The organism is Spongiibacter tropicus DSM 19543 (assembly GCF_000420325.1).
Lineage (GTDB): Bacteria > Pseudomonadota > Gammaproteobacteria > Pseudomonadales > Spongiibacteraceae > Spongiibacter > Spongiibacter tropicus.
The window spans coordinates 2,313,836-2,329,778 of sequence record NZ_ATUS01000001.1 but is presented as its reverse complement, the minus strand read 5'-3'; the positions used below and the strand labels follow the sequence as shown (position 1 = coordinate 2,329,778).

The window sequence follows — 15,943 nt, the reverse complement described above, 5'->3', positions numbered from 1 at the left end:
GGGCTGTAAAGCGCAAATTCAGGGCCACTCGTCACCGTAGTCGTGCAGCAGTTCTTCGCCCGCCTGAATATCGCGTAGCGCCACCACGCTGAGGTCATCATAGTAAATCACATTGGCCGGGCGGCCATGATTGATGTACTTGAGATCGCAGCACACATCGACCTGAGCACCATCGGCCAAGGTCAACGTATGCAAGCCCGGCTCTCCGGTGGCCTCGGTGTCGCACCAACCGAGTACGGTATCGACCGCTATCGCGTCAGCGGCAAACAGCCCCTTGCCATGCAAGAGACTCTTGGCCACTTTGTAGAGCCGGGTTTTCGCCACAGGATTAGTGCTCCAGCATACGCATCAGCGCCGCCCAGCTTCGCTGATCTGCCTCAACATCGTAAGCGAGAGGCATACCGTGCTTTTTGCCCAGCGCGGTCGCGCCCGGATTAGTAAAACCATGAACCACTCCGGGGAAGCTCAGTAACTCGAAGTCGACTTCCGCTTCGGACATTTCCTGAACAAACCCCGCTACCTGCTCGGGTGGAACCATGGGGTCGGCACCGCCGGTAGCCACCAGCACATCCGCTGTGATATCCCCCGCCTTGGCTGGTGTCTCGGTGCCGAGGCTGCCGTGGAAGCTCGCCACACCGGCCAGCTCCAATCCACGGCGCGCCTGATTCAGCACTACAGCACCACCGAAGCAGTACCCAATGGCGTAGAGCTTGCCGTCTGTCTGCTTGCGCAACACACTCAACGCCGCATCAAATCGCGCGTTCATTTTCTCTGGTTCCGCCAACGCCGCATTCATAAAAGCAGTCGCGTCTTTGGGGTGCGTCGTGGTTTTTCCGTGGCCGTACATATCAACAGCAATCGCGGTATACCCGGCTTCAGCCAGCATTTTGGCGCGTTTGCGAGCGTAATCATTCAGCCCCCACCACTCGTGCACAACCACAACAGCCGGGGCATCCGCGCGCTTCGCTTTATACAGCACCGCACTTCCCAGCTCGTTGGGTAGCGTAATTTTCTGTTCAGTGACGGCTGCCTGCGCAACCCCCGCCACCAGCAGACAGGCCATCATAAAGAGCTGTTTGAGTCGCATAGATTCACCCCATTGCATTGAAAAAGTGGATTCCTGTGGAGCGTGATTAAAACGCACCACTCCACGTCTGACAAATTTTGTAAGCGGTTAGAACTACATCATTTCCCGCTCAAGATCCCGCAGTCGCCGGGAATGGTAGCGGCAGTTTTTACGCAGCCAGATATCTTTATCGCGGCGGGCCTTTTTCATCGCCGAACCGCTGCTGTAGCCGCTCAGCTTCCTCCCATCCCGCAACGCTTTTTGCAGGCGCACTGATTCGCGCTTCGCATTACGGCACTCAGGCCAGTCCGCCGCCCACGACGTTGGCACCGTGACGACTACTAAGGCCATGCTAAAAAAAATCACCCTAATCATCGCAACCTCCCTGTTGCAAAACTGTGACATAGCCCCTCAAAGCTAGATCAGCATGACCGGCCTGACAAGCCGGGCCGCTGTAACTCACTGCAGGCCGCTGGCATAATAACGCCTTTAAACGACCGCCATGGAAGCCCGCCGATGTCACGCGCCACCCTGTCCGACTACCTTAGCCGCAGCAACACGCCCGCCAGTCTGGCCCAGCTTATCGAGACTCTGGCCGGCGTCAGCGTTGCCATTCGCGAAGACCTGGCCGGAGGCGCGCTCAATGACATCCTCGGGGCCGCTGGCGCCGAGAACGTCCAAGGCGAAGAGCAGAAAAAACTGGATGTGATTGCCAACGATCGTATCAAGCAGGCGCTTGGCGTGCTGCCGAGTGTGCGCGGCATCGCCTCTGAGGAAGAAGATGAGGTCGTGGCCGCCCATCACGATGGCGAGTTTCTGGTGACGTTCGACCCACTGGACGGCTCGTCCAATATCGACATCAACAGCATGGTCGGCACGATCTTTTCGGTGCTGGGCAGCCGGGGCGAAGGCGCCGTCAGCGAAGCAGAGTTTCTGCAACCCGGCCGTGACCAGATTGCCGCGGGCTATATTCTCTACGGCCCCTCGGTGATGCTGGTGCTCACCGTTGGTCAGGGCGTGGTGATGTTTACCTACGACCCACAGTCAGGCCTTTACCTGCTCACCGAAGATCAGGTGCGCATTGCCGAAGAGGCCAAGGAATTCGCCATTAATATGTCCAATCAGCGTCATTGGCACCCTGCCATGCAACGCTACATCGGCGAGTTGCTGCAGGGCGCGGAAGGCCCGCGTGGCAAGAACTACAATATGCGCTGGGTCGCCGCGATGGTGGCCGATGTCCACCGCATTCTCTGTCGTGGCGGCCTGTTCTGCTACCCCTGGGATGCCCGCAAGCCTGATCAGGCAGGCAAGCTGCGACTGATGTACGAAGCCAATCCCATGGGACTGCTGGTCGAGCAGGCCGGCGGGAAAATATGGACGCCGGAAGGCGCCATCCTCGACATTCAGCCGACACATATTCACCAGCGGGTGCCGGTGATTCTCGGCGCCGCCAGTGAGGTCGAGCTCTGCATCGACTACCACCGCGACTAAGCGAAGGCTGTGCTCAGTTACCGCCACGGCTTTCATGCCGGTAATCACGCCGATGTGCTTAAACATCTGGTGGAAATTCTGCTGCTGGACTATTTGCAGAAAAAAGAGACGGGACTGCTCTACATCGACACCCATGCCGGCGCAGGCTGCTATTCGCTCGACAGTGGCTTCGCCACCCAGAACCGCGAGTACGACAGCGGCATTGCCCGACTGAAAGCCGCTCGGGACCAGCGTCTTCTACCCCAAGCTCTGCAACGATACCTAGCAGTTGTCGAAGACTGCTGCCGGAAGGAAACGACTGCCGCGTATCCAGGCTCGCCGATGATCGCCCTTCAGCTTCTGCGTACACAGGACCGGGCCGCTTTGTTCGAGCTGCACCCCAGCGATTTCAGCCTGCTACAGCAGCGATTTTACCGCCAGGCAAAATTGGCGCAGAGCGACGGCTTTACCGGCCTGCGTGCCCTGCTGCCGCCCCCCAGTCGCCGCGCACTGGTGCTGATTGATCCCCCTTACGAAGACAAAACCGACTACGCGACGCTACTGCGCTGTGTGCAGGATGCGGTCAAACGTTTTGCCGGGGGCGTTTACGCACTCTGGTATCCCTTGCTGCCCAGCAGCGAAAGCCGTCAACTGGAAGGCCAACTGAAGTCGATCGTGCCCGGCAACTATCTGTCGGCGACGCTCAGCATTCGCCCGCTGACAGGTGAGCGCGGTATGGCCGGCAGCGGCATGTTTGTGATCAACCCACCGTGGACACTGCGGGCCGAGCTGGAGAGCTGCCTGCCCCTGCTGGCCGAGCTGCTCGGCGAGCAGGGACAGGGGCAATTTACCCTGAGCGGCGTGCAGCGCTGATCAAAAACGCTTGAACACCTCGACACCGTAAAATCGCGGATCGCCCAGCGCCTGTGCGTACGTTCCCAGTGATTCCGCCGTGGCGACCGCCCCGATGTCATAACGCTCGTCGGTGGCATTCTTTACATACGCCGCGACCATCAGGTCATTGTCGAGATTGCTCCACCCCAACCGCAGGTCGACCAGCACATAGTCGTCGGCATACACCAGCCCCGGGTTACGCTTGGCAACTTCCCAGGATGCGTCGTCCAGCCCCATATAGATTTCGCCCTTGTAGCTGAAGTCCACCCGCGGGGTGAACAGTCCCACCGGGGTCGCAAACATATGCTGAATACCCAATGCGGCGGTCTGCCTTGGCGACACGGCAAATTCCTCATCGCTGCGATCTATCGGCACTGCGGTGCCCGATAGCGCCAGTGGCTTCAGCGCGGTGTCTTCAAACTCCACAAAGCTGTAATTATTGTTGCTGTAACTGAGGCTGATCATCGTGTTGGGTGTCGGTAGCCACGTCAGCTCCAGCTCGCCCCCTTCAATAGTGGCCTCGCCTGCGTTTTGCGACGTCACTATCAGCGAGTTAGCCGAATCGACACTGACCGTAATCAACTGCATGTTCTCGAAGATCATCGAATACAGCGCGATGTTGAGGCGCAAGGAGCGCTCGAAGGCGTCAATTTTAAAACCGACCTCGCGGTTCTCCAGCAACTCAGGCTCCACCACGGCCAAGCCATCCACCCCACTGGGCTCATGAAAACCCGATTTAAAACCATTGCTCCAGGTCGCGTAGACCATCGCAGAATCGAGGAAACTGTCGCTCAGCCATTGTTCCGGCAGAATCCACGACGTAGACGCCATCGGCGTAAATTCCCGAAAGGTACTGCTCTCTTCGTAGTGCGTCGGGGCACCCAACGGCGCACCGATAATATCGGGATAGGCTTCGCGCAGAATATTCTGGGCGATGCTCAGCGGGTCTTGCGCCCAAGTACCGAGAAAAGTGTGCAAGCCCATAGACGGCTCAAGCTGAACAAAGCGCGGATCGGCGCTGGTAAGTGTCTGACTGACCGCCTCCAGATCCGCCTCGCGGGTATCAAGCTCTGAGTCACGACGCTCTTCGGTGTACCGTCCACCCAAGGTCAGCTCCCAGTCTTCGGTAATGTGCCAGGTTGCCTGGGCGAAGGCGGCCGCCGTCTCACCGTAAATCTCGAAATCCTGCACGGTGGCCAGCGGTACCAGCGCGCCGATGACCGGCACCTGAGTGCCCACAGGTAAATTGAGCGAGGGCTCCTGTCCGAGCAGCAATTGCGCCAGTGTCGCCGCATCGGCGCCCACCAGAGGGCTACCCACGAGGAAGCGCTCGTTCTTGTATTCGTCCTGCCAGAACAGTCCCGCCGTATAGTCCACCGCACCATCAAACAGGCGACCGTTGAACTGCAGTTCCAAGGTCAGCGACTCCTGATCGCTGTCGCCGAGCACAATCCCGCGCAGAAACGGTGCTGGACCACCCTCGTCGGCATTGCTCTGCGGGCCACCTTTTACCGCATCGCGGTAGCCGAAGATCGCTTTAATACTGTGGTCAGCACTCAGCTCCCAGTCGAGCGTGGCCCCCAGCAGCAACACATCCTGATCTTTCACCTGATACTGGTCGTCGCCCTGATTCGTCACCAGATCGGGCAGCGCATCGCGGTTATTGGCCTCACAGTTGTCGCGGTAGGCGCTGGGGTTGGCGGAATCAGTATCGCCCGGCCACAGCAGTCCCAGCCCATCGACAAATAGAGCGTCATCGTTAATCAACTTACAGTGATACGTGGGGTAACGTTCCCGAATCTTGCCGAAGAAGGCCAAGGTATCCAGCGTCAGCGATTCACTGGCCAACCAGCGGGTTTGAAAAATCGTAGATAGCCGATCAATGGATTGAGTATCACCAATATCCCGGTCTTCCAGAAAGCCATCCCGGCGCTGGCTGTTGAACGACAAGCGGGTGAGAAAGGTATCGCTGACCGGCATGTCGACCGCCGCCCGCAGCCGCTGCTCATTATAATTTCCCAGCCCTGCCTCAACATAGCCACCCCGCTCTTCACCGGGCTTGCTGAGGGTAAAGACCAGCGCCCCACCGGTGTTATTCTTGCCGAACAAGGTGCCCTGCGGCCCGCGCAATACCTGCACGCTCTCCACGTCGATGGTATCGAGGAGCTGGCCATCGGGGCGCGGAATGAAAATACCGTCAAGATAGACACTCACCGAGGGATCAAAGCGCGCCATCGGCGCACGCTGCCCGATACCGCGGATAAAAATCTGCGCCGACGTACTGTCGTTTATCTGCAGACTTGGCACCGATTTGCTCAACTCCGTGGTACTGAGAATCCCCTGAGCACGCAGATCGTCACCGCTGAGTGCGGTGACGGCAACCGGGGTTTCCTGAAGATTCTCCGCCCGCTTCCGAGCCGTTACCAACACTTCTTCGATAGTGCCGCCACTATACTTTCGTGCAGCCGCCTCGGCCTCGGGGGGCTGGGTTTCAGGAGGCTGGGCTTCAGGGGACTGGGCCTCTGCAATGACACTGGGGAACAAAAATATGGCGCCGAGCAAACCGTCCCGACAGATACGGGATACTTTGATATCCATCCAACCACCTATTCGCTGCGTTATTGTTGTTATCGCTTGCACTCAGTGGCGAGCACATATGTAGACTAGCTACATTCTCTCTAAAACACAAAATATCAAAATGAGACACAGTGTTTGCTGCCATAGCCGCAAACAAAAACGGCGCCCACAGGCGCCGTTCGAGGAGGGTTTTCAGACTAGCCTCAGAGCAGGGCCTCTGCCAGAAACTCCATTGTTTCCACGGAGGTGTCGAAATGGTCGCGGTGACCGATCATCAGTGTGGTAACCGGCGACTTCTTCCAATCCTGCAAGCGCTCCTTGATACGGTCTTTCGGTCCGACCAGTGAAATTTCATCCACCAGTGCATCCGGCACCGCCTTGATGGCTTCTTCATGCTTGCCGTCGTACCACAAATCCTGCACTTTCTCGGCCTCGTCGCCAAAGCCCATACGGCCCATCAGATTTTTGTGGAAGTTGTCTTTGCGGGCACCCATGCCGCCGAGGTACAGCGCCATCGTCATTTTGCCGGGGAACATGGCCTCTTCGAGATTATCGTTAACGATGCAGTTCACCATGGCATTGATTTCAAAATCATCGGGCTTATTGGCCAGACTTTCATCGAAAATACCCATGCGGTAAGGCGAAACAAATATCGGCATCCAGCCATCAAACCGTTCGGCAGCCAGGGCGATATTCTTCGGGCCTTCAGCGCCCAGGAATACGGGAATTTTCTTGCGCAGCGGGTGCGTAATGCTCTTCAGGGGTTTGCCCAGTCCCAGACTCTCCGGCCCTTGATACGGCAGTTGATACTGACGCCCCTGATATTCCACCGGCGCTTCACGAGCAATCACCGCCTGAAAGATATCCAGCCATTCACGGGTGCGCTCCAGCGGGCGCTTGAACTGCTGACCGTACCAACCTTCAACAACCTGCGGCCCCGATACCCCAACGCCCAAGCTGAGACGGCCATTGGAGATATGGTCCAGCGTCAACGCAGACATCGCGGCACAGACCGGCGTGCGCGCCGAAATCTGCATGACGCCGGTACACAGACGAATTTTAGACGTCGTCGCCGCAATCGCGGCCAGTGGAGTAAAACAGTCTGAGCCGTAGGCCTCGGCGGTATAAACCGAATCAAACCCCAGCTTCTCAGCCGTTTGCGCCAATTCGATAAAGCGGTCGGTGGGGTGTTTTTGGAAGTACCCCAGATGCAGGCCCAGTTTCATGGTGGTTCCTCACTACCTGTGCAAATGTCGCACAAGTATATGAATCGACCGGGAAGTGACCTATGGCAAAACTGCTCATTTGCCAAATAGGAGGTGGCGAAAAAGATCAGCGCCGGGGCAGTGTGCACCGGCGCGAAGAGGACCGCTTAGAACAAAAGACGGCAGCGAATGGTATCGGGGATCTCAGACAGTTTCTCCTGTGCCAGCGCACCGGAGGCCTTGTCGATATCGATCACCACGTAGCCGATCTTGTCATTGGTTTGCAGATACTGCCCCGAAATATTGATCTGGTTGTCGGAGAAGATCTGGTTGATGGCGCTGAGAATACCCGGCACGTTGCGGTGCACATGCAGAATGCGGTGCTTGCCCGGATGCGCCGGCAGCGCCACTTCGGGGAAGTTCACCGAGGATGTCGTGGTACCGTTGTCGGAATATTTGACCAGCTTGTCCGCCACTTCAGAACCAATATTTTGCTGCGCTTCCATGGTGGACCCACCGATATGGGGCGTCAGGAACACATTGTCGAACTCGCGCAGCGGCGAAATAAATTCGTCGTTGTTGCCACGCGGCTCTTCCGGGAACACATCGATAGCCGCCCCCGACAGGTGAGCATCGCTCAGCGCGTTGGCCAGTGCGTCAATATCCACCACCGTGCCACGCGAGGCATTGATCAGAATTGAGCCGGGCTTCATCTGCGCCAGTTCTCCCGCGCCAATCATGTCCTGCGTGGACGCGGTTTCCGGCACATGCAGGCTGACAATATCCGAGGTCGCAAGCAACTCACCCAGACTGACCTGAACGGCATTACCCAGTGGCAGCTTGTTCACCACATCGGTGAAACAGACTTCCATCCCAAGGCTTTCTGCAATGACAGACAGCTGCATACCGATCGAGCCGTAACCGATAATCCCCAGACGCTTGCCACGAATTTCATAGGAACCGACCGCGCTCTTCATCCACTCGCCGCGGTGAGCCGCGGCATTCTTCTCGGCAATGCCGCGCAGCAATAAGATCGCTTCGGCAATCACCAGCTCGGCAACAGAGCGGGTATTGGAGAACGGCGCGTTGAATACGGCAATGCCGCGTTCGGTCGCCGCCTGCAAATTGACCTGGTTGGTACCGATGCAGAAACAGCCCACGGCAATCAGCTTTTTCGCCGCATCAAAAACGTCGTCAGTAAGCTGCGTGCGCGAGCGAATTCCCACAAAGTGGGCATCGGCAATCTTTTGCTTAAGCTCGTCGTCGGGAAGGGCCTTCTGATAGTAGTCGATGTTGCTGTAACCGGCGGCCTGCAGTGCGTCTACGGCGGACTGGTGAACACCTTCAAGCAGAAGGAATTTGATTTTTGCCTTATCGAGGGAGGTTTTTGCCATCGGATTGCGCTCTCGAAGGGGGGATAACGTGAAAGCGCAATATGGTATCATAAAACGCTTTTCCCGTAGTCAATTTCTGAGGCAATCCGCCATGTCATCTGCCCCCGCTCACCCCCACGCAGAGCGCATTATTACTGAGCTGAAAGCCATTGTCGGCGACGACAAGGTCCGCCTCGATGCCGACACCCTGCACAGCCATGGCCGAGACTGGACCAAGGCCTGGGAACCCGCCCCAATGGCCGTGGTGTTTCCGCGCAGCACCGAGCAAGTTCAAGCCATTGTCCAACTCGCCAACACCGAACAGTTGGCAGTGGTACCCAGCGGTGGCCGCACCGGTCTCAGTGGCGGCGCCGTCGCGGCCAACGGTGAGCTGGTGGTGTCGTTTGACTATATGAATCAGATCAGCGATTTCGATCCCATTGACCGCACCGTGCGCTGCCAGGCAGGCGTGATTACCGAGCAACTGCAACACTATGCTGAGGAACAGGGACTGTACTACCCCGTCGACTTTGCCTCTGCAGGCTCCTCACAGATTGGCGGCAACATCGCCACCAATGCCGGAGGCATCAAAGTCTTGCGCTGGGGAATGACCCGCGACTGGGTCGCCGGACTGACCGTAGTCACCGGCAGTGGCGAGATTCTGCACCTCAATAACGGCCTGCTGAAAAACAATGCCGGCTATGATCTCCGCCAGTTGTTTATTGGTGCCGAGGGCACGCTGGGCTTGATTTGCGAAGCGACCATGCAGCTGACCCGACAGCCAAAAAACCTCACCGCGTTTGTACTGGGCGTGGAAAACTTCGACGGTATCATGAGTCTGTTCAACCGCCTTCAGTCGGAAATGGACCTGACGGCCTTTGAATTTTTCTCAGAGCAGGCCCTGCAAAAAGTTATCGAGCACAGCAAGCTGCCTCGCCCCTTCGAATCAACATGCCCTTACTATGCCCTGCTGGAGTTTGAAAAACTTAACGATGAAACCGAAGAACAGGCCATGGCCCTGTTTGAAGCCTGCGTGGAAGAGGGTTGGGTACTCGACGGCGTCATGAGCCAAAGTCTTGAACAGCTGAAAAACCTGTGGCGCCTGCGCGAGGATATTTCCGAAACCATTTCTCGCTGGACGCCTTATAAGAATGATATTTCGACGGTTATCTCCAAGGTCCCGAACTTCCTCAATGCCGTGGAGGACGTCGTTAATGCGGAATACCCGGATTTTGAAATTATTTGGTTTGGCCATATCGGCGACGGCAACCTGCACCTGAACATTCTAAAGCCGGACAATCTTGATAAAGCCGTATTCTTCGAACAGTGCGGCAAAGTCAGCCTCGCGGTATTCGATATTGTCAAACGCTATGGCGGCAGCGTATCGGCAGAACACGGCGTTGGCCTGCTTAAAAAAGATTACTTGCAGTACTCCCGAAGCCCCGAAGAAATTGCTTTGATGCGACAACTGAAACAGATCTTCGACCCCAAGGGCTTGATGAACCCCGGCAAAATATTCGACTGAGGAACATGCAGGATGCTCTACCAGCACCGCTTTAGCGATGACCGCCCCTGCGAATTACCCAACGGCAAAATCGTCTGTGTCGGGCGCAACTATGCCGAGCACGCAAGGGAGCTGAATAACCCAATCCCGAAGCAACCGCTGCTATTTATCAAACCCAGTACGGCTCTCGCAGCGCTTGATCAACCGCTGGCGATTCCCCGCGACCGCGGCGAATGTCATCACGAACTGGAACTGGCCTTACTGATCGGCCAACCGCTCAGTGAAGCCCGCGCGGAGGAAACGCTGGCAGCGATTGCCGGTTATGGTCTGGCTCTGGACTTAACACTGCGTGAGCTGCAATCCCAATTAAAAGAAAAAGGACAGCCCTGGGAGCGCGCCAAAGCCTTCGACGGTGCCTGCCCGGTATCCGCGTTTGTGCCAGCGGCAGCCATTGGCGATTGGAAAGCCTTGCGCCTGCAATTACAGCGCAACGGCGCATTGCAACAGGACGGGCAATGCCGAGACATGCTGTTCCCCATTGAGGCACTGCTGGCAGATATCAGCCAGAGTTTTACCTTGCTGCCCGGCGATATCGTGCTCACCGGCACTCCGGCTGGCGTCGGGCCATTAAACCCGGGCGACCGGCTACGCTGCGAACTCGATGGCCTGCTGACCGTGGAAACCACTGTCGGATAAGCCCCCTGAAACGCCACCCATAAAAAAACCGCCCCTGGAGGCGGTTTTTTTATCACTTGCGACAAGCTTAAACTTCCAGCTTGCGCCAATCGAGCTTGGATTCAGCCGCCCACGCCTTAATGGTTTTATTAACCTGCGGCGCGCGAGTTTCTGTGATCTCGCCAGTCTTGGGGTTCTTGAACTTACGCAGCGGACGCGCTGCCTGCTTTTTACGCGGCTTTTTGGCTGCGGCTTTCGGCGCCGCTTTAGCAGCGACTTTTGAACCCGGCTTGCGACCGCGCTTCTTGGGAGCTGCTTCAACTGACTCGCCCAGAATTTCTTTCAGGCTTTCCGTGGTCTGGCCATGCTTTTTCATCAAGGCCTGCAGATCAGAAATAAATTTGAATTTCTGGTCCAGCGCTTTGTGCTCTTCTTCGAGTTGTTTTTGCAGCTTAGAAATATCCATAACAGTCCTTAAATTATCGGGATAACACATTGAATGAAATTTACTGCACCATCCTGATTTAACAACATCACGATGGCTAAAAACATTTAGCATCCATTGCCAGTCATTTAAGACTTATCAATCCGTATTATCGTTCACTAATTCAGATAAATAAACTCAGCACATTGAAAAAGGCCGCATTTACCAGTAATTAGCCGACAATTTCCGCCAAATTCACAATTCTCTATACGCACTTTTCGTCGTTTTGCAGAAAACTACAACCAGCGTTTATATCTAAAGTAAACCAGCATCAATGCCGCCAGCCCCACCAGCATCGCAATAAAGATCATAAACGCCTGATCATTATCCGCGCCGGGAATACCCCCCACGTTGATGCCCAACAACCCCGTGGCAAAACCCAACGGCAGGAATACAGCAGACACTATCGAAAGAATATACATACGCGCATTGGATTCTTCCGAAATCTGGTTAATCAGCTCCTCCTGCGTCACCGCCGCACGCTCCCTCACGCTGTCGAGCGTTTCAATATATTGCGCAAGCCGATCCCCGGCCTCTCTGACCCGCGCCCGATCTTCGGCTTCAAACCAGGCGACCCGCTCACTCAGTATCCAGTTCAGCGCCTCACGTTGCGGCGCCAGATAACGGCGCAACGCAATCGCCTGACGCCGCAAGTCACTCAACTGACTTCGCAGCTTTACTCGCGCCGTACTCAACAGGGATTCTTCCAGCAAATCCACCTGATCTTCGGCTTCATCAATAGGGCCCGACATTCTCGACACCAGACGATCACAGAGCAAGGCGACGAACTCAGCGCTGTTACAGGGGCCCTCGCGCTTGCCAAAGCGACTGATAATGTCATCCACTGACAACAGCTTGCGCTTGCGAGAACTGATAATGTGATGTTGGTCGGCAAACAAGCGGATGGACACCATATCCTCGGGATCCGCATTGGGGTTCATATTGACGCCCCTCAAGGCCATCAGCAGCCCGCCATTGTGCGCCGCCGCACGAGGCCGGGTATCTTCCGCCAACAGCGCCGACACCGAGATATCATCCAGCGCACTGTCACTGCGCTGACTGAATTGCTGCAACCAGGGGCGAGTCTCGGGATGACTGTAGTCAAGGTGGACCCACAGCACGCCCTGCTCCGGGCTCCATGCCGACAGGGCTTTTTCATCCAACACGCTGGCACCACCCTCACCATCGAACAGATAGGCGTAAATAATGAACTGACTCATGGCATTCCCTTTTTGTGCGACCGCCGCGATCATCGCACGGTGTGCGCAACTGGCCTAGTTTTATTGGTATACGAAAATATCGCCTTTCTGGGTGAGTGTAGAACGCAGGGAAATCTCTACAATCTCTAATTAAAAATAATGTGAGTGCTGTTATGAAAATTGGTGTTTGCCTGCCGTATATGAAACGCGGCCTGAATCGTCAGACCTTTCAGGACTGGTGTCGTATTATCGATCAAGGACCGTTCTCCAGCCTGTCCTGTGGTGAGCGCGTTACCGGCTACAGCATGGAAATGCGTAATATCCTCGCCTTTGCCGCCGCCAGCACCGAGCGGGTTCGGATTATTCCCTCTCTCTATGTGCTGCCCATGCACAGTGCGGTGCAGGCGGCCAAGGAAATTGCCACCCTGGACATTCTCTCCAATGGCCGCGTAACCGTGACAGTAGGCGTTGGCGGGCGCGAGAAAGACTATCAGGCGCTGGGGGCAGAAATGAAAGGCCGCTTCCAGCGTATGGACGAACAGATCGCCTTGATGAAACGCATCTGGCGCGGCGAACAAATCGACGACTTTGACGAAATCGGCCCCGACCCTGTGCAAGCCGGTGGCCCGCCCATTCTTGTCGGCGCCATGGGGCCGAAAAGCATTCAGCGTGTATCCAAGTGGGCAGACGGCCTCTACGGTTTTGCGATGGACGGCGATGCTGGACTCATCAATCACTTTTTCAGCAGCGCCGATCGCGCCTGGGCGGAAAGCGGCCGCAAGGAAAAACCCTACCGCATGGGCGGCTTCTGGTACTCCCTCGCCGACAACAGTCAGCAGGCACTGCGCGACTATGTGTTTGATTACCTGAAAGTGTTCGGTGATGATGAAGCAGAGAAAGTCGCACGCACCATGCGCATGCATGACCCCCAAGCTATTCTCGACGGTATTGCAGCCATTGAAGAACTGGGCTGCGACGAACTGCAGCTTGTGCCCGCCAGTGGCGACATCGCCGAAGTCGATCGGCTGGCCAATTTGCTGGCGGGACGATAAACCATCTAAAAAGCTGATTAATAGAGGCGAATAAATGCGCTTTTCTATCGATCAGCTTCTCCTATACTCAGCTCATCGATCTTGCGCAGCGGGGCAATAATGCCTCGGGTATAGGAGTTACCGGCATGCCGATGAAAAACACCCACGACCGCTACGGTTGGCTTAGTGTTGCCCTCCACTGGTCAATGGCACTGGCGGTATTCGGCATGTTTGCCTTGGGCGTGTGGATGCGCGACCTCAGCTATTACGACCCCTGGTATCGTCAGGGGCCATTTATCCATAAGAGCATCGGCATACTCCTGCTTGGCTTGCTGCTCTTCCGTCTGTTCTGGCGCGCGATCAACCCTCGGCCACAGGATGCGCCCGGTATGAAAGCCTGGGAGCGCATCACTGCTCACCTGACACACTACGCCCTTTACGCACTGCTGCTGGCCTTGATGCTGGCCGGCTATCTGATTTCGACCGCGGATGGCCGAGCCATCGACGTCTTCGGATGGTTCAGTGTCCCGGCGACCTTGCACGGGCTGGAAAATCAGGAAGATATTGCCGGCGAAATCCACGAATTCCTTGCTTGGATACTGATTATTCTCGCTGGCGTGCACGCTGCCGCTGCACTCAAACACCATTTTTATAACCGCGATAACACCCTGCTGAAAATGCTCGGTTTATCGCGCCAGCCGCGCCGCGACTAGCGGCGCAGCCACACTACCAACAAACCACGCTATCAATGCACCATTCATCACGACAAAGGAAACGATCATGATCAGAGCATTTGCCCTTACCCTGAGCCTGTTACTGGGCTTGAGTGGTCAGCTCCACGCCACCGAGTACAAAATCGACACTGCCGGCGCTCACGCCTTCATCCAGTTCAAAATCAAACACCTTGGCTATAGCTGGCTATACGGTCGCTTCGACGAATTTAGCGGTCGTTTCAATTACGATGCTGACAAACCGGAAGCGTCCAGCGTCAACGTGGAAATTAACACCGCCAGCCTGAACAGCAATCACGCTGAACGTGACAAGCACCTGCGTGGCAAGGACTTCCTGAACGTAGACAAGTACCCCAAAGCCACGTTTGTCAGCACCAGCTTTACTCCCAAAGGTGACGGCAAAGCGGAGCTAAAAGGCAAGCTGACCCTGCATGGTGTGACGAAAGAAATCAGCATTGATGTCACCGAAATTGGCGGCGGCAAAGATCCCTGGGGTGGCTACCGTCAAGGCTTCCACGGCACCACTGAGTTTGCACTGAAGGACTTTGGTATCGACTACGACCTGGGACCGGCTTCGCGCACCGTGCAGCTGATCCTCGACGTGGAAGGTATCGCCCAAAGCATGATGTAACACCGGGAACTTTTGCTTCCCACCCCAGTCTCAATTATCGACCTATCTCGATACCCTCTTTAGGAGCCCAACAGTGGCTCCTTTTTTTATGCGGGCGTTTTCAGGCTTGATGCGGCCTCACCCAGTTGCAGAAAATCATCCATCGCCTGCCAGAGCTGTGCCCGATACTGCTCCCCCTCTTTGACCAGATGATGGCGCGCCCCGGCAATCATCACCTCGTGAAGCTGGCGGTACTTGCCACGCAGCACTGGCAGGTTATAACGCCAGTCGACCGTTGCATCGGCATCCCCCTGAAGAATCAATACCGGGGTATCACAAGCCGGCTGATCGACAAACCAGCGCAGCCAGTCTTTCAGCGCGCCCACCCAGCTCAACGGCAAAATACGCGGCTGCAGCGGGTCTCGCTCACGCAGAAACTCGAGAAAAGCCTGATCATCAGAGTTGTCAGCAAAGCGCCGTGGAATGCTGTGCATAAAGTATTTCAGCACCGCATGCAGCGGTCGCCCCCAGGAGAAATCACAGGGCCGAACCAGTGGCGCCAGCAGCACGACGTTCTCGAAGTCCTCACTCCCACCATCCAGCAAATGGGAGCCGACAATGGCGCAGCCGGTACTTTGAGCGATAGCCACTTTACGCGCTGGCAGGCCGAACTCGCCAACCGCCTCGAAGGCATTGCGCAATACACTGCGGTAGCGAAAAAAGCTGTCGATGGCTGCGCGCTCTCCTGAGGACAGGCCGTGGCCCGGCAGGTCAAACGCCACAACCGATAGACCATGCTTTAAGCAGTAATTGATGACGTTATTGAACAGGCCCACGTGATCGTAGTAACCGTGATACACCCAGGCAGTGCGCGTCGCATTCGGCAAGCGAAACACCTGCGTGGCAATGCGCTCGCCTTCGGCGGTGAAATAACCGATAAAATGTTCGAGACCGGGGTAGTGTTGCTCGAAATCAATGTCGTAGTAGGCGCAGTACTCACGGAGCCAAGGCTGACTGTCCAGCGTCGCGTCCAGTCCCAGCGGCGACAGCTCCGGCAAGTGCTGTTGATCGACATTATCCGGCCAGAACATGGCTCTCTCCTTTGCGGCGACATTTCGGTGAAT

At 56.3% G+C, this 15,943-nt stretch carries 16 protein-coding genes; 7 read left to right on the top strand and 9 right to left on the bottom strand.

The genetic code is table 11. The features are described from left to right. Positions 1–18 precede the first annotated feature (18 nt). The 3 genes from G411_RS0110935 to G411_RS0110925 all read right to left on the bottom strand — a co-directional run bounded on the left by G411_RS0110935 (position 19) and on the right by G411_RS0110925 (position 1,441). Positions 19–324 (bottom strand): SET domain-containing protein-lysine N-methyltransferase, encoded by a 306-nt coding sequence (locus tag G411_RS0110935; RefSeq protein WP_022959248.1) that lies wholly within the window; start codon positions 322–324, stop codon positions 19–21. A gap of 4 nt (positions 325–328) precedes the next feature. After that, the gene (locus G411_RS0110930) at positions 329–1,087 is read right to left on the bottom strand and encodes a dienelactone hydrolase family protein (RefSeq protein WP_028968350.1); all 759 of its coding nucleotides are present in this window, start codon (positions 1,085–1,087) and stop codon (positions 329–331) included. A 93-nt stretch (positions 1,088–1,180) separates the two neighbouring features. Further along, the gene (locus G411_RS0110925) at positions 1,181–1,441 is read right to left on the bottom strand and encodes a hypothetical protein (RefSeq protein WP_022959246.1); all 261 of its coding nucleotides are present in this window, start codon (positions 1,439–1,441) and stop codon (positions 1,181–1,183) included. Positions 1,442–1,582: 141 nt separating this feature from the next. Between G411_RS0110925 and G411_RS0110920 the strand changes: the two genes are divergently transcribed. Continuing rightward, the gene (locus tag G411_RS0110920; RefSeq protein ID WP_022959245.1) at positions 1,583–2,557 is read left to right on the top strand and encodes a class 1 fructose-bisphosphatase; all 975 of its coding nucleotides are present in this window, start codon (positions 1,583–1,585) and stop codon (positions 2,555–2,557) included. Positions 2,558–2,566: 9 nt separating this feature from the next. Continuing rightward, positions 2,567–3,409 carry a 23S rRNA (adenine(2030)-N(6))-methyltransferase RlmJ gene (locus G411_RS0110915; RefSeq protein ID WP_022959244.1) on the top strand — a complete coding sequence of 281 codons (843 nt, stop codon included), beginning with the start codon at positions 2,567–2,569 and terminating at the stop codon, positions 3,407–3,409. On the opposite strand, the gene G411_RS0110910 is transcribed toward G411_RS0110915, so the two are convergent. From G411_RS0110910 to serA, 3 genes are all read right to left on the bottom strand, one after another. Further along, the gene (locus G411_RS0110910; protein ID WP_022959243.1) at positions 3,410–6,028 is read right to left on the bottom strand and encodes a TonB-dependent receptor; all 2,619 of its coding nucleotides are present in this window, start codon (positions 6,026–6,028) and stop codon (positions 3,410–3,412) included. A 182-nt stretch (positions 6,029–6,210) separates the two neighbouring features. After that, positions 6,211–7,233 (bottom strand): LLM class F420-dependent oxidoreductase, encoded by a 1,023-nt coding sequence (locus G411_RS20180; protein ID WP_022959242.1) that lies wholly within the window; start codon positions 7,231–7,233, stop codon positions 6,211–6,213. A gap of 146 nt (positions 7,234–7,379) precedes the next feature. After that, the gene (gene serA, locus G411_RS0110900) at positions 7,380–8,606 is read right to left on the bottom strand and encodes a phosphoglycerate dehydrogenase (RefSeq protein WP_022959241.1); all 1,227 of its coding nucleotides are present in this window, start codon (positions 8,604–8,606) and stop codon (positions 7,380–7,382) included. 91 nt (positions 8,607–8,697) lie between these two features. Here serA and G411_RS0110895 point away from each other — a divergent pair, with 91 nt between their 5' ends. Next, positions 8,698–10,110: an FAD-binding oxidoreductase gene (locus G411_RS0110895; protein ID WP_022959240.1), complete on the top strand. Its 1,413-nt coding sequence runs from the start codon at positions 8,698–8,700 to the stop codon at positions 10,108–10,110. Positions 10,111–10,122: 12 nt separating this feature from the next. Further along, the gene (locus G411_RS0110890) at positions 10,123–10,785 is read left to right on the top strand and encodes a fumarylacetoacetate hydrolase family protein (RefSeq protein ID WP_022959239.1); all 663 of its coding nucleotides are present in this window, start codon (positions 10,123–10,125) and stop codon (positions 10,783–10,785) included. A 67-nt stretch (positions 10,786–10,852) separates the two neighbouring features. On the opposite strand, the gene G411_RS21475 is transcribed toward G411_RS0110890, so the two are convergent. Next, a complete protein-coding gene (locus G411_RS21475; RefSeq protein ID WP_157581229.1) occupies positions 10,853–11,323 on the bottom strand; it encodes a hypothetical protein in 471 nt (156 codons plus the stop codon). 161 nt (positions 11,324–11,484) lie between these two features. After that, positions 11,485–12,468 carry a zinc transporter ZntB gene (locus tag G411_RS0110880; protein ID WP_028968348.1) on the bottom strand — a complete coding sequence of 328 codons (984 nt, stop codon included), beginning with the start codon at positions 12,466–12,468 and terminating at the stop codon, positions 11,485–11,487. A gap of 152 nt (positions 12,469–12,620) precedes the next feature. Between G411_RS0110880 and G411_RS0110875 the strand changes: the two genes are divergently transcribed. From G411_RS0110875 to G411_RS0110865, 3 genes are all read left to right on the top strand, one after another. Further along, the gene (locus G411_RS0110875) at positions 12,621–13,499 is read left to right on the top strand and encodes an LLM class flavin-dependent oxidoreductase (RefSeq protein WP_022959236.1); all 879 of its coding nucleotides are present in this window, start codon (positions 12,621–12,623) and stop codon (positions 13,497–13,499) included. A gap of 125 nt (positions 13,500–13,624) precedes the next feature. Continuing rightward, entirely contained in the window at positions 13,625–14,191 is a 567-nt protein-coding gene (locus G411_RS0110870) for a cytochrome b (RefSeq protein WP_022959235.1), read from the top strand. A gap of 67 nt (positions 14,192–14,258) precedes the next feature. After that, the gene (locus G411_RS0110865; RefSeq protein WP_022959234.1) at positions 14,259–14,840 is read left to right on the top strand and encodes a YceI family protein; all 582 of its coding nucleotides are present in this window, start codon (positions 14,259–14,261) and stop codon (positions 14,838–14,840) included. A gap of 86 nt (positions 14,841–14,926) precedes the next feature. Here the strand turns inward: G411_RS0110865 and G411_RS20170 are convergent, their stop codons facing one another. Next, complete coding sequence (locus G411_RS20170; RefSeq protein ID WP_022959233.1) at positions 14,927–15,910, bottom strand: alpha/beta hydrolase; 984 nt, start codon at positions 15,908–15,910, stop codon at positions 14,927–14,929. Positions 15,911–15,943 lie beyond the last annotated feature (33 nt).